Origin of the sequence: Deinococcus metalli, from assembly GCF_014201805.1 — a bacterium.
In the GTDB taxonomy this organism is placed as follows: Bacteria; Deinococcota; Deinococci; order Deinococcales; family Deinococcaceae; genus Deinococcus; species Deinococcus metalli.
The window spans coordinates 1-23667 of record NZ_JACHFK010000022.1 but is presented as its reverse complement, the minus strand read 5'-3'; the positions used below and the strand labels follow the sequence as shown (position 1 = coordinate 23667).

The 23667-nt window shown below is 65.3% G+C and carries 18 protein-coding genes and 2 pseudogenes; 8 read left to right on the top strand and 12 right to left on the bottom strand.

The window, feature by feature from the left end; translation table 11 throughout:
* The first annotated feature begins 133 nt into the window (after nucleotides 1-133).
* A complete protein-coding gene (locus tag HNQ07_RS23130; protein ID WP_184116274.1) occupies nucleotides 134-397 on the top strand; it encodes a hypothetical protein in 264 nt (87 codons plus the stop codon).
* A 36-nt stretch (nucleotides 398-433) separates the two neighbouring features.
* Here HNQ07_RS23130 and HNQ07_RS23125 read toward each other — a convergent pair.
* From HNQ07_RS23125 to HNQ07_RS23110, 4 genes and pseudogenes are all read right to left on the bottom strand, one after another.
* Nucleotides 434-1239 (bottom strand): annotated as a pseudogene (locus tag HNQ07_RS23125) (IS5 family transposase).
* A gap of 315 nt (nucleotides 1240-1554) precedes the next feature.
* The gene (locus HNQ07_RS23120; RefSeq protein WP_184116272.1) at nucleotides 1555-2124 is read right to left on the bottom strand and encodes a hypothetical protein; all 570 of its coding nucleotides are present in this window, start codon (nucleotides 2122-2124) and stop codon (nucleotides 1555-1557) included.
* Between the two features lie 31 nt (nucleotides 2125-2155).
* Nucleotides 2156-2770 carry a hypothetical protein gene (locus HNQ07_RS23115; protein ID WP_184116270.1) on the bottom strand — a complete coding sequence of 205 codons (615 nt, stop codon included), beginning with the start codon at nucleotides 2768-2770 and terminating at the stop codon, nucleotides 2156-2158.
* Nucleotides 2767-3324 (bottom strand): hypothetical protein, encoded by a 558-nt coding sequence (locus HNQ07_RS23110; protein ID WP_184116268.1) that lies wholly within the window; start codon nucleotides 3322-3324, stop codon nucleotides 2767-2769. Before HNQ07_RS23110 ends, HNQ07_RS23115 begins: the two co-directional genes overlap by 4 nt.
* 308 nt (nucleotides 3325-3632) lie before the next feature.
* On the opposite strand from HNQ07_RS23110, the gene HNQ07_RS23105 reads away from it, so the two are divergent.
* Both HNQ07_RS23105 and HNQ07_RS23100 read left to right on the top strand, forming a co-directional pair.
* Entirely contained in the window at nucleotides 3633-3860 is a 228-nt protein-coding gene (locus HNQ07_RS23105) for a type II toxin-antitoxin system Phd/YefM family antitoxin (RefSeq protein WP_184116266.1), read from the top strand.
* Nucleotides 3861-3865: 5 nt separating this feature from the next.
* On the top strand, nucleotides 3866-4258 hold the full coding sequence (locus HNQ07_RS23100; RefSeq protein ID WP_184116263.1) for a type II toxin-antitoxin system VapC family toxin: 393 nt from the start codon (nucleotides 3866-3868) through the stop codon (nucleotides 4256-4258).
* Nucleotides 4259-5396: 1138 nt separating this feature from the next.
* Here HNQ07_RS23100 and HNQ07_RS23095 read toward each other — a convergent pair.
* Nucleotides 5397-5898: pseudogene (locus HNQ07_RS23095) on the bottom strand (IS6 family transposase); the annotation flags it as partial.
* Between the two features lie 455 nt (nucleotides 5899-6353).
* A complete protein-coding gene (locus HNQ07_RS24295; protein ID WP_260323268.1) occupies nucleotides 6354-6488 on the bottom strand; it encodes a hypothetical protein in 135 nt (44 codons plus the stop codon).
* On the opposite strand from HNQ07_RS24295, the gene HNQ07_RS23090 reads away from it, so the two are divergent.
* Complete coding sequence (locus HNQ07_RS23090) at nucleotides 6478-9027, top strand: hypothetical protein (RefSeq protein ID WP_184116254.1); 2550 nt, start codon at nucleotides 6478-6480, stop codon at nucleotides 9025-9027. The genes HNQ07_RS24295 and HNQ07_RS23090 overlap by 11 nt on opposite strands.
* A gap of 201 nt (nucleotides 9028-9228) precedes the next feature.
* Here HNQ07_RS23090 and HNQ07_RS23085 read toward each other — a convergent pair whose 3' ends face one another.
* On the bottom strand, nucleotides 9229-12153 hold the full coding sequence (locus HNQ07_RS23085) for an AfsR/SARP family transcriptional regulator (RefSeq protein ID WP_184116252.1): 2925 nt from the start codon (nucleotides 12151-12153) through the stop codon (nucleotides 9229-9231).
* Between the two features lie 167 nt (nucleotides 12154-12320).
* Between HNQ07_RS23085 and HNQ07_RS23080 the strand changes: the two genes are divergently transcribed.
* The gene (locus tag HNQ07_RS23080) at nucleotides 12321-12632 is read left to right on the top strand and encodes a hypothetical protein (protein ID WP_184116250.1); all 312 of its coding nucleotides are present in this window, start codon (nucleotides 12321-12323) and stop codon (nucleotides 12630-12632) included.
* A gap of 76 nt (nucleotides 12633-12708) precedes the next feature.
* The gene (locus tag HNQ07_RS23075) at nucleotides 12709-12834 is read left to right on the top strand and encodes an RCC1-like domain-containing protein (protein ID WP_221275310.1); all 126 of its coding nucleotides are present in this window, start codon (nucleotides 12709-12711) and stop codon (nucleotides 12832-12834) included.
* An 894-nt stretch (nucleotides 12835-13728) separates the two neighbouring features.
* Here HNQ07_RS23075 and HNQ07_RS23070 read toward each other — a convergent pair.
* Nucleotides 13729-14343 carry a hypothetical protein gene (locus HNQ07_RS23070; RefSeq protein ID WP_184116248.1) on the bottom strand — a complete coding sequence of 205 codons (615 nt, stop codon included), beginning with the start codon at nucleotides 14341-14343 and terminating at the stop codon, nucleotides 13729-13731.
* Nucleotides 14344-14545: 202 nt separating this feature from the next.
* On the opposite strand from HNQ07_RS23070, the gene HNQ07_RS23065 reads away from it, so the two are divergent.
* Nucleotides 14546-15121, top strand: a complete 576-nt coding sequence (locus tag HNQ07_RS23065) for a terminase small subunit (protein ID WP_221275309.1) — start codon at nucleotides 14546-14548, stop codon at nucleotides 15119-15121.
* Between the two features lie 578 nt (nucleotides 15122-15699).
* Here HNQ07_RS23065 and HNQ07_RS23060 read toward each other — a convergent pair.
* From HNQ07_RS23060 to HNQ07_RS23045, 4 genes are all read right to left on the bottom strand, one after another.
* A complete protein-coding gene (locus HNQ07_RS23060) occupies nucleotides 15700-16809 on the bottom strand; it encodes a S8 family serine peptidase (protein WP_184116246.1) in 1110 nt (369 codons plus the stop codon).
* An 11-nt stretch (nucleotides 16810-16820) separates the two neighbouring features.
* Nucleotides 16821-18170, bottom strand: a complete 1350-nt coding sequence (locus HNQ07_RS23055) for a S8 family serine peptidase (protein ID WP_184116244.1) — start codon at nucleotides 18168-18170, stop codon at nucleotides 16821-16823.
* A 524-nt stretch (nucleotides 18171-18694) separates the two neighbouring features.
* Nucleotides 18695-22210, bottom strand: coding sequence for a diguanylate cyclase (locus HNQ07_RS23050; RefSeq protein WP_184116243.1), 3516 nt, complete (start codon nucleotides 22208-22210; stop codon nucleotides 18695-18697).
* A gap of 321 nt (nucleotides 22211-22531) precedes the next feature.
* Entirely contained in the window at nucleotides 22532-22777 is a 246-nt protein-coding gene (locus tag HNQ07_RS23045; protein ID WP_184116236.1) for a hypothetical protein, read from the bottom strand.
* A 25-nt stretch (nucleotides 22778-22802) separates the two neighbouring features.
* Between HNQ07_RS23045 and HNQ07_RS23040 the strand changes: the two genes are divergently transcribed.
* Entirely contained in the window at nucleotides 22803-23513 is a 711-nt protein-coding gene (locus tag HNQ07_RS23040) for an IS6 family transposase (RefSeq protein WP_184116234.1), read from the top strand.
* Nucleotides 23514-23667: the final 154 nt, after the last annotated feature.

The window sequence follows — 23667 nt, the reverse complement described above, 5'->3', positions numbered from 1 at the left end:
ACTCGCAGTGAATCGCAGATCGTGGGGGGCTCGAACCTCGGCATGGTCAATTCCTATCCGCCACTTTTGATCATTTTTAGGCCGCCAACGACAGCAAAGCCCAAGCATCAGAGTTGAGTTGCGATAATCAGGAATGAGCTCTGATGCCCTGATCGACGCTCTGGAAGCCGTATGCGACCGAGCGACCTTCCTGCACCTCGTCCAAGCCCTGATCGATGAGCGCACCCACGCGACCCGCCTGGAAGAGGAGCAGCCCGAGAAATACCGATGGTCAGGTGCTCTGGAATGGCAGCACAGCAGCATCGAAGGCTACCTGGAAGGTGCCTTGCGCTGCGTGCACGATAGCGAAGGCCGCGACGACTTCATGGCCGAGCCTAGCTGGCGGGCCTTCGCCTAGTTCCTGTACGTGGGCAAGATCTACGAGTAGCGCCCGTTACAGCCACTCCATGATGCAGGCGATGGTAACCATCGCCCCGTAGTAACACGCCCGCTTCTCAAACCGGGTGGCGATTCTCCTTGAGCGCTTCAGGCGGCCCACCAATCGCTCAATGACGTTCCGACGTCGGTACAGGCCACGGTCGTATGACCGTGGCCGTTTGTGATCCCGCTTTGGAGGGACGACCAAGTGAATTCCTCGTCGTTGACACAGGCGATAGGCTTTGTCTCCGCTGTATGCCCGGTCTGCCAGAACGTATGTGGGGCGCAGCCGGGGCCGGCCCCGGCTGCGCCGCTTGATCTTGCCGGCATCCAACAGTGCCTCAACCATCAGCATCTCATTGCGCTGCCCAGCCGTGAGCAGGAAGGCCAGCGGCCTTCCGCGCCCGTCACACTTCAGGTGGATTTTGGTTCCGAAACCGCCCTGCGAGCGGCCAAGCGCCTCGTCGCCGGCCCCTTTTTTGCGCCCGCAGCGCTCTGATGGGCGCGAACGATGGTGCTGTCGATCATATGGACGTCCCACTCGAGCTGGCCGGCGTGATCTGAACGTTCCTGCACCCGGGCGAGCAGCTGTGCCCAGAGGCCCTGCTGGTGCCACCGGTAGAAGCGGGAACTCACCGTCTTCCAGTTGCCATAGCGTTCGGGCAGGTCACGCCACGCGCTGCCAGAGCGCTTGATCCAGAGGATGCCGTTGAGCACGGTTCGGTGATCCAGGGAGGGACGTCCTGTTCGCTGGCGTTGCGGTGGGAGCAGTGGAGCCAGCTGGCTCCACTGCTCATCCGTCAATTCGTAGCGTCGCACCACACGTCATTTTTGCCTGTGAATGGTGGTTTGCGGACACAACCTAGCTGTAGGGCGGATCGCCCTTGCCGCGACGTCCATGCCCCCTGCTCCTTCAGGAGGGGACCGTTCTTGCTCTGTCCAGTGTCCCGGCTGTGAAAGCAGATCTTCCTCAGTCCGATTAGGCTCTTTCGGATGCTGCGGGATGCAAGTGGCGTTCTGGGAGAGGGGTTGAGGCACCAGAAGGGCGCCTGAACGGACGCCTGATGCTCACGCCATTGCCACCTCCATTGACACGAGCGGAGGGGAGGAGAGATTCTCGCTGCTCAACACAGCACCTCAGAACCAGCGTGTTTGGAGCACACGGAAGTCCCGGAATTCCGGAAGTGCCTCGAGGTTGCGGCACCGTCGTGGCGATGGCGCGCCCCAAATGACTTCGTCCATCCTGTTGTCCTGGTATGCGCCGAGTTTGGCCCGGATGAGGTCAGTGCGGTACGAGCCGGTGTCATATTCAACCGCACATAGATAAAAACCACGATCCCAGACAGCGTCAGGCTGATGCCGGATGCCGCGCCGTACCGTGGTCTCGATGCGCCAGTCAGCATCAGCACCGACGCCGAGCAGATGACGTATCTCCGCGACACCAGCCGCATGGGTGAGCGTCGTGGTGGCCCAGGATTTCCGTCTTGCTGTGCTGACAAACAGCCGGGACTGCACCATCAGGCCCGGCTGGCTGTGAACGGGTTGTGCCGTGCGGTCGGTCGACCTCACGCCGGCCAAATCGTTCGGGATCAGTGCATAGTGGCGCCAGGCCTGCTGCGAGCTCAGGACACCGTCCATCTCGAGCGCCTGGACGAACGCCTCGCGCCGGGCGTCAAGTGGTGCCGCGCGCAGGTGTGCCCGGGTCACAGATTTGCCTCGGCCTCCGACCGTCGAGGAGTCACGGCTGAAGCTCCCTGGGGCGCACGCAAATGATCTTGAGCCACGCCGCGTGGCGCTGGGCGTGTCTTTGCCCGCGACGCGAATTTGGAGTCAAAAGGATCACCCAATAGCCGTGATACAGGGCGCTGGAGTTGTGCCGCCTGATGACGCGGCGCATCGTGGTGTTGGACAGGCCGTTGGGCATGCTGCCCCCGACCAAGGCCAGGCCACCATCCATGTACTCGTGATGCGGCGTCACGACAGGTACCAGCAGTTCGGTGGTGTCGTGTTGCTTCAGATGCTCAGCTGCAGGCGAAGAGCTGTAACCCAATGCTTGGATGCAGTAACGGAGGTAGGCCCGGTTGAGGCGCCGGGCCAGACTGCCGATGTCCCGGGCCGGCACGCCGATGAGGCGGAATCCACGTGGCGACAGGTGGGTCAGCGGCCCCATGACCGTGGCACTGACCATGATCAGCCCTGCGGCGAGCAGCGGGCCAGGATCTCCAAGCTGGGCAGCCACATCCTGGGCATGCCACGCGTCGTCCCGATAGAGGCGGCGTAACGCTTCAATGTCGCCCGGTCGCACCACCACGGTTCCGTCCGGAACGATCAGATAGGACGGCGTACTACTCATTTCCGGCGCTTCGGCTTGACAGCCGGTGCCTCGTGGGTGTCCTGCCGCATAGTGGCCAGGCGATCAAAATCGTCATCGCCACTGTCAAGGGCGGCCTCGGTGGATCCCAGTTTGCCAGTTGCGGCGCGGTAAGCGTACTTGGCCTCATCGCACCGCTCGGCGAGCCACTCCCGGAACTCGGGCGTGTCTCGGATGCGCTCATCCTGAATCGTGCGCCGGTGTCGATTGCCGTCGGAGGAGTGTAAGGTCAGCTTGATCTTCTTGTCGATCAGTTGGACGGCCAGGATTTTTTTCGACCTGACCCCTCCCTCAAAATTCTGAATCACCGCGTGTGCCCCGACGTTAGAGATCTCTGACAAGACCGCACTGAGGGTAACGTACGTGGGTTTTGAGGGGATGGCGCAGTGAGGTTCGGTCGAGGTGTCAGGAGTGCCAGGCTGATCTGCCGGCGCTGGGGCTCTGCTGACGTCCGGCTCGGCTCCCATTTTGCCAAGCCAGGTATCCTCAAGCAGGTCGGTGGGGTGGTCGGTAAACGCATCATTGTTGTCGTTCATTTGTGGGCCTCCACCGTTATTTTTTTTGTGCAGTTGGGTTTCTTGAAGTTAGTGACGAGAGAATTGGACCGTGCCTTCTCACGCCTTTTCCCGTCTGAAGCGTGAGAAATGCGGGGAGGGGACCGATTGTGCATTCACAATATTGGTATCAATAATTGGATATAGTAAGACTTGGCGGCGTTTCCGTTCCTGCCATGTGCAAGGCAGATGCACAGGAAAGTGGGCCTGACGATCCGACGCCCCTATACCCGCTGACAGTGACGAGCCAACTTCCCCTAAAAGCCAACCAACTTATGTAAACTAACATCATGAAGAGCTGGAATCTCAATGAGGCCAAAACCCACCTGTCAAGCCTGGTGGACGCGGCCGCCAGGGGAGAGGAGATCGTGATTACCCGCTATGGCCATCCCCTGGCCCGCTTGGGGCCGGCTGCGCCGCCGCAGGAGCGGCCGCTGGGGTTCTATCCCATCGCGTTTACGTCTGATCTAACTGAGCCCGCAGATGCGGACACCGTGCGCGACTTCGAGGAAGCGTAGGGTTCGTGCGGTATCTCCTTGACACGCACACCTTCGCGTGGGCTGTCGGTGACCCTTCGCGCCTGAGTCCGGCCGCGCACGCTGTGGTGCGCGCTCCTGAGAACACCCTGCTCGTCAGCGCCGTCAGCACCTGGGAGATGAGTATCAAGCATCACCTCGGCAAATGGCCGGAGGTTGCGCCCTTCCTCGACGACGCGCTCTACGCCACATTTCTCGAACATCTGCGTGCTGAGGAACTGCCCATCATGCATGCGCACGCCCGGCTGGCTGGCCAGTGGAACCTGCCGCACCGCGATCCCTTCGACCGGATGCTTGCCGCGCAGGCGACCCTGGAGGGCGTCCCCATCCTCAGTGCGGACACGGTGTTGGGCATGTTCCCGGTGCAGAGGGTGTGGTGATCCCACGAGCCTCGTCGCGAGAGGGGCATCATGGTCAACTCAACAGCTGAGCTGTTCGCGGAGATGAGCTCGTGGTTATCTTGCATTACGGCCAATGAACGGCACGTGCACTCCTTCGGTCGAAGGGTCAGACGTGGCTTTCTCGGGTGTCCTGTGGTCGTTTCAAGGCTGTTCCGGCGAAGCTTGCCCAGCTTCGCCCTTGGTTACTGCCCGGATCTTCTGCCAGCAGGGTCAGCGCCGTCAGGCCGTTGGCCCACATGCTCCGCCCGCCCGGGCTGCCGCACTTTCGGGCCAGAGCCAGCGCCACGTTTGGCGAGACCGGACGGCCCTGGCAGCTGAAATCCAGCGGGACACCAGACGGCAGAATTACCAGCGGGTACAGGCCGGTGGATCTTTGGCGAGTGCGACCAAGGACAATCAACGCGAATCTTCTCATCCTACGCATCTGTAATTGGATATGATCACCGCGGAAGAGGGCATGCCCCACCCCGACGCCTACCCCGTCTTTAACCAAGCACATGCCTAGGCTGGAGCAGGGCAGAGGAGAGGTGCCTGGGGTGGCCCATGGAGACGATATCTGAGACGTGCGCAGCCATCCGAGGCAGCCTCGCTGAGGAAATCACGCCGAGACGACGCACGATGATGAGGGCTTGTCTGTGTCATTCGCGTGGGTTCATCCTGGGTCACGTGGACTCCACCTGAGCATCTAGGTCGTACGCTCCTCCAAACGAATTACATCTCCAACACGCTGAAGCACAGGCTGACGCGTGTTGGGATGGGTAGAGGGGAGGAAAGTAGCAGAGGTTTGGTTATCATATCAAGTTCTTGAGACAGTAGAAATGGGCAACACACGGTCACGCCTCCGTACCCACGTGGTACAGGCGGCCCCGCGCGTCGCTGCCAAGCTGCAGCACTGGCACGAGCAAGTCCACGCTTGCTCCAGCGACGTGCACCCGGATGTACACCCGCGCCGGGCGCTCACCACCTGCGTCCAGCCGCGACAGCCGCCCCTCGAACGGTCGCCCCCGGCACCTGCTCCTGACCCTCACACTCCCGGAACATGCGGTCATCCAGCACGGTGACGCGTCCGCCCGCCAGCAGCGGCCACTCCAGCTCATAGCGATACGGTGGCCTCCCAGATGATGTTGTTGCAGCGAGCGGTAGACACGACTTGGACGTGCTCCACGCGTGGAGCACGGGACGTTCGCGTCAGGCAGCGCCGTACCTCCAGAGCTTGTCGGTGTGGATTATGTCCGGCACGTCGTAGTCCCCCAACAGTCGTTGGAAGAACGACCTGACGGCCCCAGTGTCGCGGTGTTGCTGGAGGAAGACGCCCAGCACGGCTCCATGTTCGTCGACAGCCCGCCACAGCCACTGTTTGACCCCAGCGATGTCCACGCACATCTCGTCAAGGTGCCATCGAGAGCCACATCGTAGCTCCCGACGACTGCGACCCAGCGCGAACAGGTCGCTGAATCTCATGCACCACGTGCAGATGGACTCGCGGGTGACGACGATGCCTCGCTCCAGCAGCAGTTCCTTGACATCCCGGTTACTGAGGGTAAGCGGTGGGAGAGCCACACGGCGTCGCCGATGACCGCGCGGGGGAACCGGTAGCCGGGAAGCGTCTGACCGCTCAGCACCGCGTCGCCCTACCCCAACAACTTGCCATAACCCTCCAACCCAGCGCCCACAGTTCGAGCGCCGCGTCAAGGTGGACCTCACCACGCCTCTGGCCTCGTCAAGTCACGCATGAATGTGGACGCCCTCACCCCCACCCCTCCCTTCATGAAGATGCCACCCGATCAGATTGACGTTCACTTGACGGTGAATTTTTTAACATGGCCTCATCTCACTCAGGACATGAGACTGCGCCCGCTCTCTGAACGGGCGGGAGCGTTTACTTGCCTGCCCCCTCCCACCGGCCATCCGGCCAGCACGAGGACCATCCCCTCTGGCCAGCGCTACCCGACCTGGCCCCACGCAGTGAAAGGACCGTCATGACGCATCTCCGATCGGCCGCCCTGCTCTCCCTCGCCCTCACGCTCGCCGCCTGCGGTACCGTCGCCCCCGCGCCGCGCGCCGCAGGCAGCGTTCAGTTGCCAGCAGCGGCCGCGTCTTCTCCTACCACCGCTCCGCTCACTGCACTCCCCAGCACCGCTGCGGTCAGCTCCACAGTCACCGGGTCGTCCCTCAGCTCCACGCCCAGCGGCGCCACGATGAGCGTCAACACCCGGACCATGCCGCTCCCCAACCCCACCGACGCCTTCACCTTCCTGTCACCTATCCAGCCGTCGGTCACCGTCAACCCCGCATGGGCGGACGGGTCCATCCTGGCCCAGCTCACCGTGCGCCTGTGCGTCGTCTCGGGTAGCACCTGCACGCCCCTGTCGACCATCAACAGCCGGTCGGCCGGGGCGTACGCCCTGAAGTTCGACGCCAGGACTGGCCAGTATCAGACGGTCCTGACGCTCAAGGACACCGGGCTCGCCGCGGGCAGCGTGCTGCGGGTGCAGGTCGCGATGGCGTCCCTGCTGCTCGGGCAGATGGACCTCACGCTGCTGAGCAACGGCAATCTACGGACCATGGGTGGCGCGCTGGTCTCAGCCAACAGCAACCGGAGCATCCCGATCACGTTCTACGTCAAGAACCACTTCACGATCCGGGCGTTCTCGATGGCCGACAAGAAGGCCACCCCCACCCAGATCGCGGCGACGCTGCAACGGGAGTTCCTGGCCCCGACCGCGCCTCCGGCGGGCAGCACCACGACGGGTGCGTCCCTCCGGCAGGACGCCCTGACGGCACAGACGGCAGGCGATCTACAGGCGATGGGCGTCGGCGCGACCACACTGTCGTCCTTGCCGCCCGTGGACACCACCGTGCCGGCCCTGAGGCCGGTGAACTCGGCTACTTATTTGCCGCCGGCGGATCCGTCCTCTGTGACAGCGTCACTACTGACAATCCCGCCGAACTCGCGTATCGACACCGAAGTCCTGCTCGTTCAAGTCGCTGTAGCGATGAGAGACACCCAGATCAGCGCGTCCCAGACGGCCACCGCCCTGCGCGACACCACCGCGCTGAAAGACAAGCAGCAGGCGATTGCCGCTAAACTTGCAGCGGCCGGCTATAACGCCGGTGAGGTGGGCCAGGGCCTGAAGGACACCTACCCGACCAGCAGCCCCACCGACATTGCGGGCATCCTCAAGACCGTGCAGTTCGGCGTCACCGACGTGGCGTTGACCCTGCGCGACGTCTTTGCGCGCACGCCGGCGGCCGCCACCAGCATCCTGAACACCGTCGGCTTTTACACCCTGACCGACCCCACCACGTGGCAGACCGCCGGCACCGTGCTGCGCGACGTCTTCGCCTCCACCGCCACCGATACGGTCACGATCCTCAAGGGCCTGGACGTGCTGAACATCGGCAGCGCCGCGACATGGACGAACCTGGGAACCACGCTCAAGACCGTGTTCAACCAGAGCGCCGATCAGGCGCTGGCCACCCTGAAGAGCGCGGACGTGTTGAACCTGAGCAATGCGGCCACTTGGACGGGGCTGGGCACCATGCTCAAGACCTCGTTCGGTCAGGCGGCGGACACGGCCGTGGGCACGCTCAAGACCACCTTCAACTCGTTCGCGGCGACCCTCGGTCCGGTCGCCCAGGAGGCGGCCTGGGAAGCCATGGGCGGCATGCTCAAGACGGTGTTCTCCCAGAGTGCAGACCAGACCTGGAGCGTGATCAAGCAGTCGGGGCTGACCATCGCGGACCCCCAGATGTGGGCGAGCGTGGGCACCATGTTCGAGGTGACGTTCGGCAGCACGGCGGCCGAGGGGGCGGCGATCCTGAAGAACCTCGGCGCGTCGTTCGACACGATCGGTCCGGTGCTCAAGGACGTCTTTGGGAGCACCGCGAGTCAGGCGGCATCGATCGTCTACGGCCTCGGGGCGGACTTCGAGCAGGTGGGCTCGGTGCTTAAAGACACCTTCGATGCCACCGGGGCGGCGGCCGCCCCCATCATCAAGGCGTTGGGCGCAACCGCCCTCCAGGTCGGTTCGGTTCTGAAAATCACCTTCGATAACACCCCTGAGCAGATCTTGGTGGTCTACAAGTCCATCGGGTACTCGATCGTCGAGTACGGATATAACATGCAGAGCCTCTTCCAGACGGATGCCGAGACCGCTGTGTACTACTTCTGGGAGTGGGAAGGAGCGTACCAGCCCATCGGTCAGGCGCTATACGACGTCTTCAAGACCACCCCTGCGGAGACTGCCAAGCTCATCGGAACCATCGGGGGATCCTTCAACGATATGGGTGCCGTTCTGAAGAACACCTTCAACACCACGGCCTCCCAGGCGGCTTCGATCATCAAGGGGCTGGGCGCGAACTTTACCGACATCGGTTCGGTTCTCGAAGACACCTTCAATTCGACGGCCAGCGACGCGGCGGCCATCGTGCGCGGCCTGGGCGCGACCTTCGGGGATGTCGGGTCGGTGCTGAGTGGGGTGTACGGGCAGACGGCCACCCAGGTGGCGGGCACGCTCAACACCACCGGCGCGACCGCGAGCGATATCGCCGGGGTGCTGAGGAACACCTTCAACTGGAGCGTGACGGATGTTGGCAATTACCTGAAAAACACCTTGAACCTGGCGGAGGACGCTGCGGCCACCGCCCTGGGGTATGCCGGGTACGCGGCCGACGCCATCAGCAGTTGGGCGGGCAGTGCGTGGGACACCATCAAAGACGGGTTCTGTAGCGTCTTCGGCTGCTGACGAAACCCCCAGATCCGCGCTCGTTCACACCCCCGTGGCTCATTCTGGGCACGGGGGCGTTGTTCGTGACAGGGCAGCCTGCGCGGGCGCGCGGTCACCCGGTCACCGGCTTTGACCTCGTCCGGCGCAGTGACGCCAACACGCAGGGAGTCCTGGTGGCGTTTGCCTCGCTTCCTCAGCGCGGCGCGGACATCACCGCGTTCAAATTGCCAGCAGCCGTTCAATGAGCGGGGCCAGGTCAACGTGATCGTCTGGCGCCGGCGCGCCGTGGGCGAGGTCGGGCCACTGGCTGACCAGATGCCACCGCGTCCACGGATCTGCACTCGCGTACATCAGCGCACACACCTCCCGGTGCCCGGCCTGCAACTCCACCACCCGCAAAAATGAGGGCAGGGCCCACAGCATCCCGAGTTCGATCCCAGCTCGGAGGGCCATGTGCAGGCTGAGCCGAACCTCACGCTCGGCCAGGTCGGTGTCCCCGGCCAGTTTCGCCAGATGGCCGTTCACTGCGTGCAGCAGCGTGAGGGGAAGCGGATCACCGCACCGGGCTTCCTGGCCCAGCGCAGAGCGGCAGATGCGCTGGGCGTCCTGGAGATGTTCGGTCGTCCCGAGTTGCATGGCCCGCTCCACGTATGCGGCGGCTAGCCACGCACGCAGGCCCCAGATCTGTCCCTCAGAGCGGATGCGCACAGCCAGCTCCAGCCCAGTCTCGAAGACCGCTACCGCGTGATCAAAATCGAGATCCTCCATGGCGCCGACCCCCCGACGCACCGCGTGAATCACGATGTCCATGGTCTGCGTCATCTCCGCCGAGTCAAGCGCACGCTGCGTGATCCGGAAGGTCTTCCGGGCGCCGTCGAGCTGGCCGGCGAACGCCTGGGCCGCGCCCAGGTTGGCCTGGATGCGGAACGTCCGAACCACGTCGTTGCTGACCAGCCGGATCGCCTCCGTGAACAGCGGCACCGCCAGCACTGCGCGGCCCCTGCGGAAGTAGACCTCGCCCAGACCGTTCGCCGCGCGGCAGATCTGCAGCGCGTCCCCGGCAGACCGCGCCTCCTCGAGCGCGCGGACGCACATGTCCTGCGCCTGGTGCAGGTCGCCGATGAACTGCTCGTACCATCCCAGTGACGTCAGCAGCGCCGCGCGGACGTGGGCCCAGCGCGCCTCGACAGGCGGCACCCGGTCCAGCAGGCCGCGCAGCAGGGTCAGGGCGTCCGTCACGCGGCTGCGCAGCGCGAAGTCCCACTGGATGGCCTCGACGATACCCGGCAGTCGCGCGTAGTCGCCCTGCGCCACGCTCCATTCGAGTCCCTGGAGCACGTGCCCTTCCTCGGCGCGGAAGAAGGTCAGAAGGTCCCTGGAGATGCCGCCGCTGGCCGCGACGCTCAGGCGCTCCAGGTGGTCGAGGTAGTACGCGGCATGCCCGTCCATCAGCGTGCCGCGCAGGGCGGGTTCGGCGTCCAGCCGCTCGCGGGCGAACTGGCGCAGGAGCGGATGAAAACTGTAGCGCTGCCCGTCGAAGCGGAGCATGCTGTGATCGATCAGCGCCTGCAGGTCGGCGGGGCCGAGGTCCGTGATGGCCAGCGCCGCGGCGCCGCTGAAGCCCACCGGGAACACCCCCAGACAGCGCAGGGCTGTGCGCTCGCGCTCGGTCAGCCGCTGCCAGGAATGCTCGAACACCGTGCGCATCGACACGTGCCGGGCGGGGGCATCGTGGCGCGGCGTGGCGAGCGTGAGGGCGTTCGCCTCGAGGGACTGGGCCAGGTCGGCCAGGGTCGTGTAGCGCAGCCACGCGGCCGCGAGTTCCAGCGCCAGCGGATTGCCGCCGAGATCCCGGCACAGCCCGGTGACCAGCGGCAACACCGCCGGCGTCAGCGTGAAGGTGAGGTTCGCCTGCCGGGCCCGCTGCTCGAACAGCTGCACGGCCTCGGACCCGTAGCCCGCCGGCCAACCGGCTCCCGGCTCCGGCAACGTGAGGCCGCCGAGGTCAAGCACCGTCTCGGCCGCGGACCCCAGCACCTGGCGGGAGGTGACGAGGACCCGGAGCTGCAGGCAGCCCCGCAGCAGCGCGAGCACCGCGGGGGTCTCGGACACCATGCCCTCGAAGCTGTCGAGCACGAGCAGCACGGCCTGCTGGTCGATGTGGCGCTGGATGTCATGCCACAGGTGGCGTGACGGCGGCAGGCCCAGCCGCTCGGCGATCGCGCCCGCCAGATCATCCGGCCGGCTCAGTCCGTCGAGGGCGACGTGGAAGATGCCCTGCACCCCCGGCAGCGCCGCGTAGGCACGCGCGACCTCGGCGGCGAGACGGGATTTGCCGATTCCCCCCGGTCCGTACACCGTGACGAGCCGGGCGTCCGGGGCGGTGAGGGCGTCCAGCAGCAGGTGACGCTCCCGGTGGCGCCCGACGAAGGACGTCAGCGCCGTAGGCAGCGCGGCCGGCAGCGCGGGCGTGCCGGGCACCGGGGCCGGCCGCTGGTCCGGCTCCGCGGCGCCGCGCAGGAACCCGCGCCTGAAGGTCGCCGCCAGATGGCGCGCCGCGTCGGGCCGGTCGGTGCTGGCGTACAGCTGCATCAGGTGCGTCGCGGCCTGCTCGGACAGCGGGTCGACGCTCAGGGCATGGGTCGCCAGGCGCTCACTCAGACGCAGGTCGCCGTCACGCGCTGCCTGAACGGCCGCGCCGTGCAGCCGCTCCAGGTACTGCGCCGTGATGGCGGCGGCGTGCTGATCCCGCCACTCGTCCCAGGGCGGCGAGTCGCGAATCACGAGGTCCTGCAGGGCGGGCCCTCGCCACAGCCCGATCAGGGCGTTCCCATTGAGGCTGGGGATGCGGGTGACGTCCACGTCAAGCTCACCAGCAAGGAAGAGGTGCCGGCCGTGGGCGCCCAGCACGTCCTGAAGCGGCCCGAGGTCGCGCCGCATCGCCAGCAGGGCGTTACGCAGACTCAGCAGGGCACGCTGGTCGTCGCGTTGCCACAGCAGGGTGGCGAGGCGCTCCCGGGGGGTCGGCCCCTCGAGGGCCAGCACGCTCAGCAGCGCGCGTCCCTTGAGCGAGCGGATCTCCACGGCGTCCCCCTCGATGGCCAGGCGCAGTGGCCCGAGCAGATCTAGGGCCAGGGTGCTCATGCGGCGACGTCGTGGTGTCTGAAAACGCTGTCCACCCACTTCCTCCATGAAGCTGCTTCGTGTCCGGATCGACGTGTCCCTGCGAACATTATCCCACTGCACACCGCGCAGGAATCGGACGCTGAACAGCGGCGGCCCGCAAGCCAGTCCCTCAACACAGCCCGCACGTGGCAGCATGGCCATCTCCGGATCGGGCGACCTCGGCCCAGTTCGTCCACCACGCTGCCCGGCCGTATTCACGTTTCCTGAGCGCGCTGACGCGCGAGGAGGCGCCCGCACAGCTGGGCTGCCGCGTGGTCTCGGTACGCGGCGCGGTGGAGCTGCCGCCGGTGGTCCGCATGGCCCTGGTGGACGGCGTGTGGGGCCCCCTCGAGGACACCAGCCTGGCCACCGCCAGGCGCCTGGTCGAGCGCCACGGCGGCCGGCTGTGGGCTGAGGTGCAGCCCGGCAGCGTGACCGTGTCGTTTACCCTGCCGTGATGAGGGCCAGCGTCAGGTCGTGGCGTGGGGTCAGAACAGAGCGCAGCAGACGACTGTGCCGAGCGGGTTGTCGGGCGTGGTTGCGATCGCTGCGGGGAACACCCACACCCTGGCGCTGAGGAGTGACGGTACGGTCGTGGTGTGGGGCTATGGGGTGGGACAGTCCGCGACCCCGGCCGGTCTGAGTGTGCTGCTGCCCTGAATCCTGGATCCCGCGGCGCGCAGACTACCCTGGGTCTGCGCGGCGCGATCCGTTTGGATGCCCATCCCGGATTTCCCCCGGACCCTTCCGTGTGGTGAGCGGGGCGACCCAGGGCGCGCTGTCGCTGCGCGCTCAGTGATCCCGATGCCGCCGGCCGCACTCCACGCCGCTGAGCTCTGCGCGGCCCCGCACGCGTACCTCAAGTGGGTGGCCGCGGCTGCCGAAGACTCCTGCGGTCTGCTCAGTGGGGAAGGGGAGACAGCGCACGAGCGCGCCCGCCGGCGCCCATGGTGCCCCGCCCGCGGTGCCGCGCGGAGCTGCGGACGCTGGCACGGCGCAACCTTGATGCGGTCGCGGCGCGGAGCTAAGAGCTTTACTTGGGCAAGCGTGCTTGACGTTGTCTCAGGATCCTTCCCTGACTGATCGTCGCTGAGCCAGGTCAGCGACGATCTATCCTCTCGGTCGAGGCCTCCGAAAGTCCTGAAGCGGTTGTTACATTGACCGCTCGTCAACGAAGCAGACGGCCCGGAGGCCGGCTTGATTTCTTCAATCTAGAGCGTTATTCGCTCCTGGTAAACCTTATGCACCGAGTCCTGGTCGTAACAACCGTGCCGTGGCGCTTTCGATACTTCCGCCCGAAGTCGTGCTGCGCTCCAGCGTGAATGCTGCACCGATGACGCCCCCGGCAGCCGCGAGCCCATCAGTCACCGCAGACTGATGTGACCCCGGTAGATGTGGGTTCCGACCGCCACGATGTCCTTGAAGTCGAGGCGGGCAGTGGCCACCGCGAACCCGCTGGTTTCACTGCCCGCCACTAGGAGATGCTCGCACCGTTCACGGATTCCCGTGCCCCTGAACACGTCTGCTGAGCATGACCCCTTCAGCGTCGGGTCTTCAGCACTTCACCAGGGGCTGCAGCTCCGTTCCTGTCGTTCCTGCTGACGCAGTGGTGCCCGTTGGGGCTAAAGAACCTCCGGGGAGGCCAAGACTGATATGACCCCGGTAGACGTAGTAAATGTTGGCTGGGTCAGTCACGATGTCCTTGAAGTCGACGCGCCCGGTGGCCACCGCGAACCCGCCGGTGCCACTGCCCGCCACGATGGGGTGCTCGCACCGGCCATGGAGTTCCGTGCCGTCGGGAGCAAACTTGCCCTCGAATCGGTAGCCCGTCGTGAACGTACCGCTCGGTCCACCATTCAGGGTGCCGACGAAGACCTCCCGACCGGTTTCCAGGTAGACACCGCTCGGCGTCGTCTTGATGGAGTCGATATCCGTGTACCAGCAGCCCTGCAGACTGCCACTCAGAAGAAGCGGCGGGTAGTCTTCAAAGCCGGGAAAGAGCGGGCAGGTGCTCCCGATAGCGACGAAGGCCCCGGTTCCCGAGATCTGGACGTTGTTGACTCCCAGAGCACTCAGGGCCGACGGGGCCGGCTGAACCGCGAGGTCGGTGCGGCCACAGGCGGTAGCGGCGATGGCGACGAAGGCGACGGCAACGGCGTTTCCTTTCATACAAACCCCCCGATTCGTGTGATTGGCTACGATCACCTTACACCTTGTGAGGACGCCGGGTCAGCTCACATTCGCTCACAACCCCCTGTTCTTCCCGTTTTGCCCATCTGGCCTGACGTGCTGGGCGGGCGCTTCGCACTCTGGGCGCATGCCCGCTCTCATGGACGTAGAAGGGCAACAGTGCGTCGTTCTCGACTTACTGATGGATGAATTCGATCTGCGCTGCGCGGGCCGCGATCGCTGCTGTGGAGTCATGAGCCTGAAGCCGCAGCACGCGCGCTTCCTCCTGGGGTACCAGCAGCACAGGAACGCGACGCGTGCCGCGATCGAGGCCGGGTACCTGGAGAGCAACGCGGCGCAGGCCGGGAGCCGCCTATTGAAGAAGCCGGCGATCATGGCCGCTCTCGCCAAGGATCCGCCGGGCCTGTACCCGCTGGTGAATCTGCCGTCGGGGGTCCAGCTGGGGTTCAGCTTCGAGGGCCGTCCGATCTCTCCGGATGTGGCGCTGGCACTGGCCCAGGAATGCGGCAGCCCCGGCGCGCGGAGCATGTGGGTCCACGGCCTGGCCATGTTGACCCTGCTGACGGCACAACTGGGCAATGAGATGATCCGTGGCTGCCCAGGCAGAGATGGCCACGAAACAGCCGTAGAACCCTCGCGAGGACCAGGTCTGGCCTATCTTGTCCAGGCTGGTGGTGCTGCCCTTCCTGGGCCGTTCTGTGCAGCTAGGGGATCAGATGAAGGGCTCAAAGTCCAGGAAGCGGCAAGAGGCGGTTAAGCGTCGCCGGAAGCGTCAAGTCGTGCCGGTGCAGCACTTCCGCGATGACCTCCTGCGAAAAGCCCATAGCCAGCAGTTGTTGAATTGCATTCTCATGCCCGTCTGATACGGCTTCAATTAGGCGCTCGACCAGTGTGGCGTCCCCCACCTGTCCAAGTTGTACGGCCGTGATAGCCCGCCCTACTGCGGCCTGAACCACCGAGAGGACCACCAGTTCAGTGGTCCATACGTCCCTACGGCTGCCCATGGTGGGCACCGTACTGACTTGGACAGAACGCCTGTGGCAACCCTAATTGACGCATATACTGCCGCTTCAGAGCGTGCCGTCCATGTCTGCTTAAGACGGCGTCACGCGAAACACATGTAGCTGTCCACTCTCTCACCTAAGCCCAATTAGATGAAAAATCTTCCGTAGCGCACGCCAATCTAGCGACACCCTCAGCTCCTCTTTACCACGGTATGTCGCGTGCCAAAAGCCAGCAGGAGAGCCAATCGGCTCTCCTGCTGGCTCATCCGTTCCGCACATTGACCAGACGCTCCTCATTGCCGGCGCAAGCCACCCGTACACCCGGCATGGGCTACTGGATGCTCTTGAGGAACGCTCCCGCGTCGAGCAGGCCGGATCCCAGAGGGTTCATCGCCCCCACGTACAGGCTCCGGTTGTACGGCGCGAGATCTGAGCCGGTCTTGTCCATCTGCGCCGCCAGTTGGCCTTTGTACGCCGTCTTGTAGGGCTGACCCAGCGCCAGCGCCAGCGTACCGCTCAGCACCGGCGTGGAAAAGGACGTGCCAGACGCCAAGCCGTAGCCCCCGCCGGGCAGTGGGGTGGCGATGTCCACTCCCGGCGCCGACAGTTCCAGCAGGTTGCCGTAGTTCGACCACGACGCCAGCGTGCGGTCGGCGTTCACGGCGCCGGCGTTCATGGCGTACTGGCCCAAGGCGCCGGTGTCCTGCACCGCGCGGCGTCCCGGATACGAGACCCGGTTGGTGGCGTCGTTCCCGGCGGCCATGGTTACGTAGATACCCTTGGCGGTGGCACGGATGATCGCGTCGCTCAACGCGGTGTCCACGCCGGACGCGGCCGATACGTTGATCACCTGCGCGCCGTGCGAGGCGGCCCAGTCGACGCCGGCCGCCAGGTCGGTCACCAGTCCAGAGCCGTCGGCGGTCATGGCGCGCACCGGCATGATGCGGGCGTTCGGAGCAATCTGGAGGATGACGCCCGCCACGGCCGTGCCGTGGCCATAATCGGCGTTGTACGCCGTGGGCATCTCGCTCGGATCGGCATCCTGGTTCACGACGTCCCGCCACGTGGACGGATCGCTGAGGTGGCCCTGGAAGGCGGGATGGGCGAGGTCGATGCCGGTGTCGACCACGGCCACCACGACGCCCTGGCCGAGGTTGGGGGCGAGTGCTTGAGCTTCCTTCAGGTGGATGAGGTTCCACGCAGGCATGTTCTCAGTGAAGGTATTCGAGACGCCGTCTGGCCGGGTGCTGGCAACTTGTCCCCGGACCCACGCGGCGATGCGTCCGCGCACCCACGCGCCGATGCGGCCGCTGGTTTCGGCGTCCTTGATGGTGTCGGACAGGGCCTGCGGGTGCAGGGAGATCGGTGTGGTCGGGGTGGCATTGCACGCCGCCAGCAGGGTGACGGTGGTGGCCAGCAGCAGGGAACTGAATGGTTTCATGGTCCAGGTCCTCAGCGGTACAGGTGAATGAAGGTGTAGGCGTTGATCGTGCCGTAGCCGAGGGCGGTCAGGTACGAAGGGTCGCTTGCGGGCGTCGCCGTCTTGTTGAGGTTGGTGAGCAGGGTGTTCAGGCTGCTGGCAGTGGAGACGTTCATGCCGGTCGAGAGCGCCAGCGCCACGATGCCGGACACCACCGGCGTGGAGAACGACGTGCCGGTTACGCTGACCGTCTGCGAGCCGGGGAAGGCGGCGATGACGTTCTCGCCGGGCGCGGTCATCTCCAGGTTGGGACCGTAGGTGCTGAACGACGACTTCAGGAAGGTGCTGCTCACGCTGCCGACGCCGACCGAGCCGTTGCCCACGATACCCGTGGTGTCGGCCGAGTAGGCCGGGTAGAGCACCCTGGTGTCGCCCGAGTTGCCGGCGGCACAGATCACGGCGACACCCTTGGAGACGGCGTTCTTGATGGAGGTGTTCAGCGCGTCGGAGTACGTGGTGCTGCCCAGGCTGAGGTTGATGACCCGAGCGCCCTTGCTCACGGCGTAATCGACTGCCGACGCGATCGTGCTGGTGTCCCCGAGGCCGTTCGCGTCAAGCGCGCGGATCGGCAGGATCGTGACCTTGGGTGCGACCTGCAGCAGCACGCTGGCGGCCGCCGTGCCGTGCCCGTACCCGTCCGAGTACCCACCGGTGGTGTTCGCGTTCACTTCCTGCGGCACCCCGTCGCCGTCGATGTAGTCCTTGGCGTTGCTGGTGTCCAGCTTCCCGTTGAACGCCGGGTGGTTCAGGTCGATGCCGCTGTCGATCACGGCGACCTTGATGCCGCTGCCGAGTTCCGGGACCAGGGACTGCGCCTCGCTAAGTTTGATCATGTTCCACAGCGGGACGTTCTCGGTGAAGGTGGTGGCCGAGCCGCTGCCGGTGGTGCCGCTCGCCCACGTGCTGTATCCACTCGCCCACGTGCTGTACCCGCTGGCCCACGTGCCGAAACCCGTCGCCCATGTGCTGAAGCCGAGTTCCGAGACCCTGTACGACCTCGTACTGAGCTCCACGGTCGTACCGTCGTAGCTCCCTTTGGTCGCGTTGTTGTTGGCGATGATGGCGGTGCCGAGCTCCGGGTGGAAAGCCACCATGTAGCCGCCGTACATCTTCAACAGGGCGGCGGCAGTCACCGCCGTGGGGATCGTCAGGGTGTGCAGGTACTTGTAGTTCTTGGGCAGGTCCGTAATCAGGGTGGCCTGGGCGCTCAGGGCGTGGCCCGACGCGGCGTCCGGGCGGCCGGTGACCGACCCGCAGGCCGACAGGAGGCCCAACGTGAGCAGGGCAGCGAAAGCCGGAGTTCTCAGGGAATTAGGGGTCATGCGCGCTCCTTGTGAACTGGTCGTTCCAGGGTGGGGAGGTGGACGCAATGAACATGACCCTGTGAATTGTTCAACATGGTGCAGGCGTGGCTCTGACATAACCCTGCCGAAGCAGCGACCTAAAGGGTTTGCGGAAAACTCCACCTTCTCCATGAATGGGGACTGGACGCGTCCACTCCCCCAGTGCTGAGAGACGGGCTCAACAGCACATAGGAACCAATTCAGCAGGCGTGCTGAAGGAAGGCGACACGTTGGTCTGAGTGGCGCGGGTGAAACCGTCCTGATAGCTCACGACAAACCGCTCCACCGCTGGCATCAGCCCGGTTGAGGTGGTGTGGCAGGTTTTGAGGTCAACGGGGCGGCCTCTAGCCGCCCTGCCCGATCAGTCCGGCGAGGGGATGGGGCTCCCCACCCCTCTTTTTGCTGCTGATTACGGGAGTCACGCCACTTGGCCTTCATGCGCTGGGAATGAGATTGGAGTGGAACCGTGGTGGCGCACCTGACGTGGCAACGGCCCCCGCCGGTCAGCAGGCGACCCGGTTGCGCTGTCTCTTGGCCTCGTACAGCTTCTCGTCTGCGCGGCCGACCAGGCGCTCGAAGTTCTCGAGCCCCTCACTGGACGCCACGCCCAACGACACCGTGATCCGCAGGCCTGCGGCGACCTCCTGCCACGCGTGGGCTTCGACATCCAGCCGCAGACGTTCGGCGACGGCGACCGCCTCAACGAGCGCCATGTCGGGCAGCACCACAACGAATTCCTCGCCACCGTAGCGGCCCGACGAGTTTTGGCTTCGGCCGGTGGCCAGCAGCAGCGCGCCCATCCGGCGCAGCACATCATCACCGACCAGGTGCGAAAACGTGTCGTTCACCTGTTTGAAGTGGTCGACGTCCAGCATGATCAGCGACATGGCCTGGCCGCCCGCGCGGTGGTCCTCGAACTCGCGTGACAGGATCTGCTCGATATGACGGCGGTTGTACACCCCGGTCAGGCTGTCCTCGCGCAGCTGCCGCTCGAGCAGCATCGATTGCTCCTGCAGGGCAGCGACCAGCGCGCTCTTCTCACGGTTGGCCTGCTCCAGCGCGACGTTGGCGCTCGCGAGTTCCACGGACCGCACCTTGTACAGCGCCGCCTCTGATTCCGCGCGCTCCACCTCGTACTGGAACATCAGTCCACGCGTCTTTTCGGCTGCTTCCTGCTCGAAGATCACCTGCTGGAGCGCGCGCTCGGCCTCCAGGTGGTGCATGGCCGCCTCCAAATCGCCCCGGCGCTTGTGCACCTGGGTCAGCTCCTGGTGCGCGAGCACGGCGAGTTCCTTCAGATCGAACGCTGTGCAGCCGGCCAAAACCCGCTCGTACTCTGCTTGCGCCTCGTCCAGTGCGCCGGTCGCTGCGAGGTGAGTGCCGTAGTACAGCTGGATCCACGCGGTGGGTTCCGGCATCTCGGAGTCCAGGCGCCGCATCAACTCGAGGGCCTCCCGGTGCACCGGCTCGGCGTCGTGGTGGGACGATTGGGCGTCCAGAGCCCGGGCGACGACCGACAGAGAGAGCGCGTGATGCAGCGTGTCACCCAGGTTCTGACCTAGGGTCGCCCCGCGCCGGCCGTAGTCCTGCGCCTGCGTAAACTGTCCCAGTTCCTGAAAGGCGTCTGCCATGCTGTACAGGCACGCCACCTGACCACCGCGGTTGGCCGCTGTCTCCAGCACCGCGTAGGCCTGCTGGTAATACGACAAGGCATGCTGCTTGTCCTTGAGCCGTGACGCGGCAATCACCCCCAGGTTCATCAGCGCATGCGCCTCACCCGCAAGGTCGCCCAGCGTGCGGGACAGCTCAATGCTCTGCAGCAGGCAGGTCATGGCGCGCTCGGTGTTGTAGATGCTGCGGTAGACGTTGCCTAGCAGGTTCAGACAGTCTCGCTCCAGCACCGGAACGGCGGCAGCACGAGCGATTCCGATCGCGCGGTCAAACCGGTCAAGCGCGTCGCGGAAAGAGGACGCGCCGATGTCGTGGAAGCCCAGGGTTCGTAGGGCGTAGCCCTGCCCCACCGCGTAGCCGTGCTGCTCAGAGATGAGGTAAGCTTCGTGCGCAATCCGGACGCTCTGGAGCGGATCCGCGCGCCGCGCCTCCCACGCCGCGTCGTTCAGGGCCGTCACGTGCTGCACGGCATGCGTGGGCAGGTCGCGCTCTGCGTCGGCGGCCGCCTGGATGTGGTTGGCCTCCGCCACGGGTGGGGGCTCCGTCCCTGCGTTGAGGGTGCCGGCCACCATGCCCAGGAACACCTCGACCAGATAGGGATCGAACTGGGCCCCAGCCTGGGCGGACAGTTCCCGCCACGCATCCTCACGCGTCCACGCGGCCTTGTACGGCCGTTCCGTGGTCAGGGCGTCCCACACGTCCGCGATGGCGACGATCCGCCCCGAGAGCGGGATTCGTTCGCCGCTCAGCCCGGCCGGGTATCCGCTCCCGTCCCAGCGCTCGTGATGGGTCAGCGCGATCTCCTCGGCCAGCCGCATCAGGGCCGATTGACCCCCCTCAAGCACCCGCGCCCCGATGGTCGTGTGGTGCTTCATGATGCTGTATTCCTCGCTGGTCAGCGTTCCGGTCTTGAGGAGCACGGAGTCCGGCACCCCGATCTTTCCGATGTCGTGAAGCCGTGCCGCCAGCCGAATCAGTTCCACTTCCTCGGAGGGCAGCCCGAGGCACGCTGCGAGTGACGCGGCGTAGGTGGAGACCCGCTCGGTATGCGCGCCGGTCTTGTCGTCCCGGTACTCGCCGGCGATGGACAGCCGCTCGATAATGTCGAGTTGCGCAGCCTCCAGGTCTGCCGTGCGCGCCCGGACGAGCCCCTCTGCCTCGGCCCGGGCGCTCTCGGAGGTTTGGTTGAGCAGGCGGTACGTGTCAGCCTGATGCCGAGCCCGTTCGACCTCGAGGTGCGTGGTGAGGTTCTGAATGATCTCCTGGGAACTGCGGTCCTTCAGGGCGCGTTCGAGGGTCAGCGCTGCCCCCAGGTGGACATTCGCGGCCTCGTGGCGTCCCAGTGCCTGAAGCGCGCCGCCCAGCTCCTCATGGATATCAAGGGCGAGCCGCTCGCTGCCACTCCGCTCTGCGCAGGCCAGCGCTCCCCGAAACTGCGACACCGCCGCTTCCGGCTGGCCCATTGCCACGTACAGCCGCGCCAGGTGAAACCTCGTGTTCTGCTCGCTGGGCAGCGCCCCCAGATCCTCGGCGAGCCACAGCGCCTGCCCGAAGGTTTCCAGAGCCAGGTCATGTTGGCCGAGGCCAACGTAGGTCTGCCCCAGGGCATCGAGAATCTCGGCCTCATCGTAGCGGCGGGTGTGCGAACGTGCCAGCGACAGCGCCTGAGACAGGCTCCGGAGAGCGTCCCGGTACTCCAGACCATCGTTGGCCAGGAGGCCCAGGCCAGTCAATCCCGCAATTTCATTGCCGACGTGTGCGGCACGCCGGGCCGCTTCTATGCCCTGCCGGTAGGCGTCGGCCGCAAGCACCGCATTGCGCATGATCTGGTGGACGTTGCCGATGTTGATCTGACATGCGCACGCCAGATTCTCAAGGGGTTCCGGGCAGGTTTGGATGTACATGAAACAGCGCGTCAAATGCTCCAGCGCGGTGGGCAGGTCACCCAGTTCAATGTGGATTAGCCCCAGATTGTTGAGGCATTTGGCCAGGCCCTCGTGATCCCCGATCGTCTCCCGGATCGCGGCTTCATGCAGCGCCGCCGCGCTGGCTTCCCGGTACTGGCCGTGCATGAAGTGCGTCATGGCCTGCAGGTTGTAGGCCTGCGCGAGGTCGCCAGAAGGCGTGCTGCCCAGCAGCGAACGGATCTCGGCCGTCAGCCCAGCCACGCGCTCGTACTCCTCACCGACGACGGCAGCCTCGGCCTCCTCCAGCAGCGCCTGGACCCGGCCTGCCGCCGCTTCGGGAACCGGGCCGTCCGCCGCCGGAGCCTCAATAGGATCGGCGTCCAGCTGCCCCGGTCCTCCCTGAAGAGGAAGTGGCGTGTGCGCTGGCGTAGGGTGATTCATCTTTGAAACACGGGAGACCTTCGCGTGGGCGGGGAACAAAAGGAAGGTGGAGGCGTGTACGCCTGTCGGTCAGCTGATCTCAGTATGGATTTGCCTTCTTACACAATTCCGACGCTCCAGACGGACGTGGCCTGGTGGTAGAGGTTGGTGAAGGATAAGACGGGACCAGGGTTCTGCTCTTCCCAGATGCCCTGATGCTGACCGTGCGGGCGCGCCCTGCAACCCGGGCAACCTCGTTCTGCGGCAGGACCAACGGACGAACAACCTTGGCTCGCACCTGCGATCACATTCTCTGCGTCAACCGCTCCCTGACATCGGCGATCAGTCGTGTGGTGCGTCGGCCATCATCCAGGCCGCCAACTCCTCCTGGTACTCGTCGAGGGTCTGACCATACACCGCCTGCATCGCGGCGTCCTTGGCCTCCACGATCGATGCGCCGCAGACCGCTCGCACGAGGCCCATGACCTGCAGGAGATCGAAGCCTTCCGCATGGCCGGCACGGGCGACCTCCACCGGCGTCAGGCCCTGGTCCCGCAGGCGCGCTACCAGTGCGTAGGGTTCTGGCAACTTAAGCTCGGTAGGCTGCCAGGACGTGACTGACCGGAAGCCCTACCGCCACCGTTTTCCCCTCAGCGTGATCGGCTACGCGCTCCGGCTCTACCACCGCTTCCCTCTCAGCCAGAGAGACGTGCAGGAACTGCTGCACGAGCGCGGCCTCCAGGTCAGCCACGAAACCCTGCGCCAGTGGAACATCAAGTTTGCTCCGCTGCTGACCGAAGAGCTGCGTCACCGCGAACCCCGGCGGGGTTCGCGGTGGTTCTTGGACGAGGTGTGCGTTGAGGTCGGTGGAGCGAGGCACTGGCTCTGGAGAGCCGTCGATGAGGATGGCACCGTGCTCGACATCCTTCTTCAGCAACACCGCGACACCCAGGCAGCGAGATCCTTCTTCACGCAGCTGCTCAGTGAGTACGAGGTTCCAGAGGTCATCCACACCGACAAGCTCTGCAACTATGGGGCCGCCATTCGGGAACTTCCCGTGCTCCACGACGTGGAGCACGTTCAGGTCGTTGCCGCAGCCCGTTGCAACAATCTTGTCGAGCAATCGCATCGACCCACACGGCAGCAGGAGCGAAGCCAACTGGGCTTCAAACGACGACGGCGAACGCAAGAGTTCCTTGCTCTGCATGCCCGAGTCTCGAACCTGTACCGCCGCACCCGCACGACCGTTCCCGCCGACCTTCGCCGGCGGAACCAAACCGAGGCGCTCCGTCTCTGGAAAGAGGCACTGCAGCAGGCGGCTTGATTCTCAAGCCGCCTGCTGCGCGGTTCTGACCCCACTGAGGTTAAGTTGCCAGAACCGCTGGGACAGGTCGATCACCCTCACGCCAGTCCGGTGAGTTTGGTCATCAGACCAGATTCCACGGTCAGCCCAGGGCCAAAGGCCATCGCGCACACGC

Bases quoted from the DNA above. Each gene is read 5' to 3' on its own strand.
- HNQ07_RS23115 (WP_184116270.1), bottom strand. From the start codon at position 2,770: ATGAGTAGTACGCCGTCCTATCTGATCGTTCCGGACGGAACCGTGGTG.
- HNQ07_RS23065 (WP_221275309.1), top strand. From the start codon at position 14,546: ATGGATGAATTCGATCTGCGCTGCGCGGGCCGCGATCGCTGCTGTGGA.
- HNQ07_RS23085 (WP_184116252.1), bottom strand. From the start codon at position 12,153: ATGAGCACCCTGGCCCTAGATCTGCTCGGGCCACTGCGCCTGGCCATC.
- HNQ07_RS23070 (WP_184116248.1), bottom strand. From the start codon at position 14,343: ATGAAAGGAAACGCCGTTGCCGTCGCCTTCGTCGCCATCGCCGCTACC.
- HNQ07_RS23090 (WP_184116254.1), top strand. From the start codon at position 6,478: ATGAGCGTCAACACCCGGACCATGCCGCTCCCCAACCCCACCGACGCC.
- HNQ07_RS23105 (WP_184116266.1), top strand. From the start codon at position 3,633: ATGAAGAGCTGGAATCTCAATGAGGCCAAAACCCACCTGTCAAGCCTG.
- HNQ07_RS23050 (WP_184116243.1), bottom strand. From the start codon at position 22,210: ATGAATCACCCTACGCCAGCGCACACGCCACTTCCTCTTCAGGGAGGA.
- HNQ07_RS23055 (WP_184116244.1), bottom strand. From the start codon at position 18,170: ATGACCCCTAATTCCCTGAGAACTCCGGCTTTCGCTGCCCTGCTCACG.
- HNQ07_RS23110 (WP_184116268.1), bottom strand. From the start codon at position 3,324: ATGAACGACAACAATGATGCGTTTACCGACCACCCCACCGACCTGCTT.
- HNQ07_RS23060 (WP_184116246.1), bottom strand. From the start codon at position 16,809: ATGAAACCATTCAGTTCCCTGCTGCTGGCCACCACCGTCACCCTGCTG.
- HNQ07_RS23130 (WP_184116274.1), top strand. From the start codon at position 134: ATGAGCTCTGATGCCCTGATCGACGCTCTGGAAGCCGTATGCGACCGA.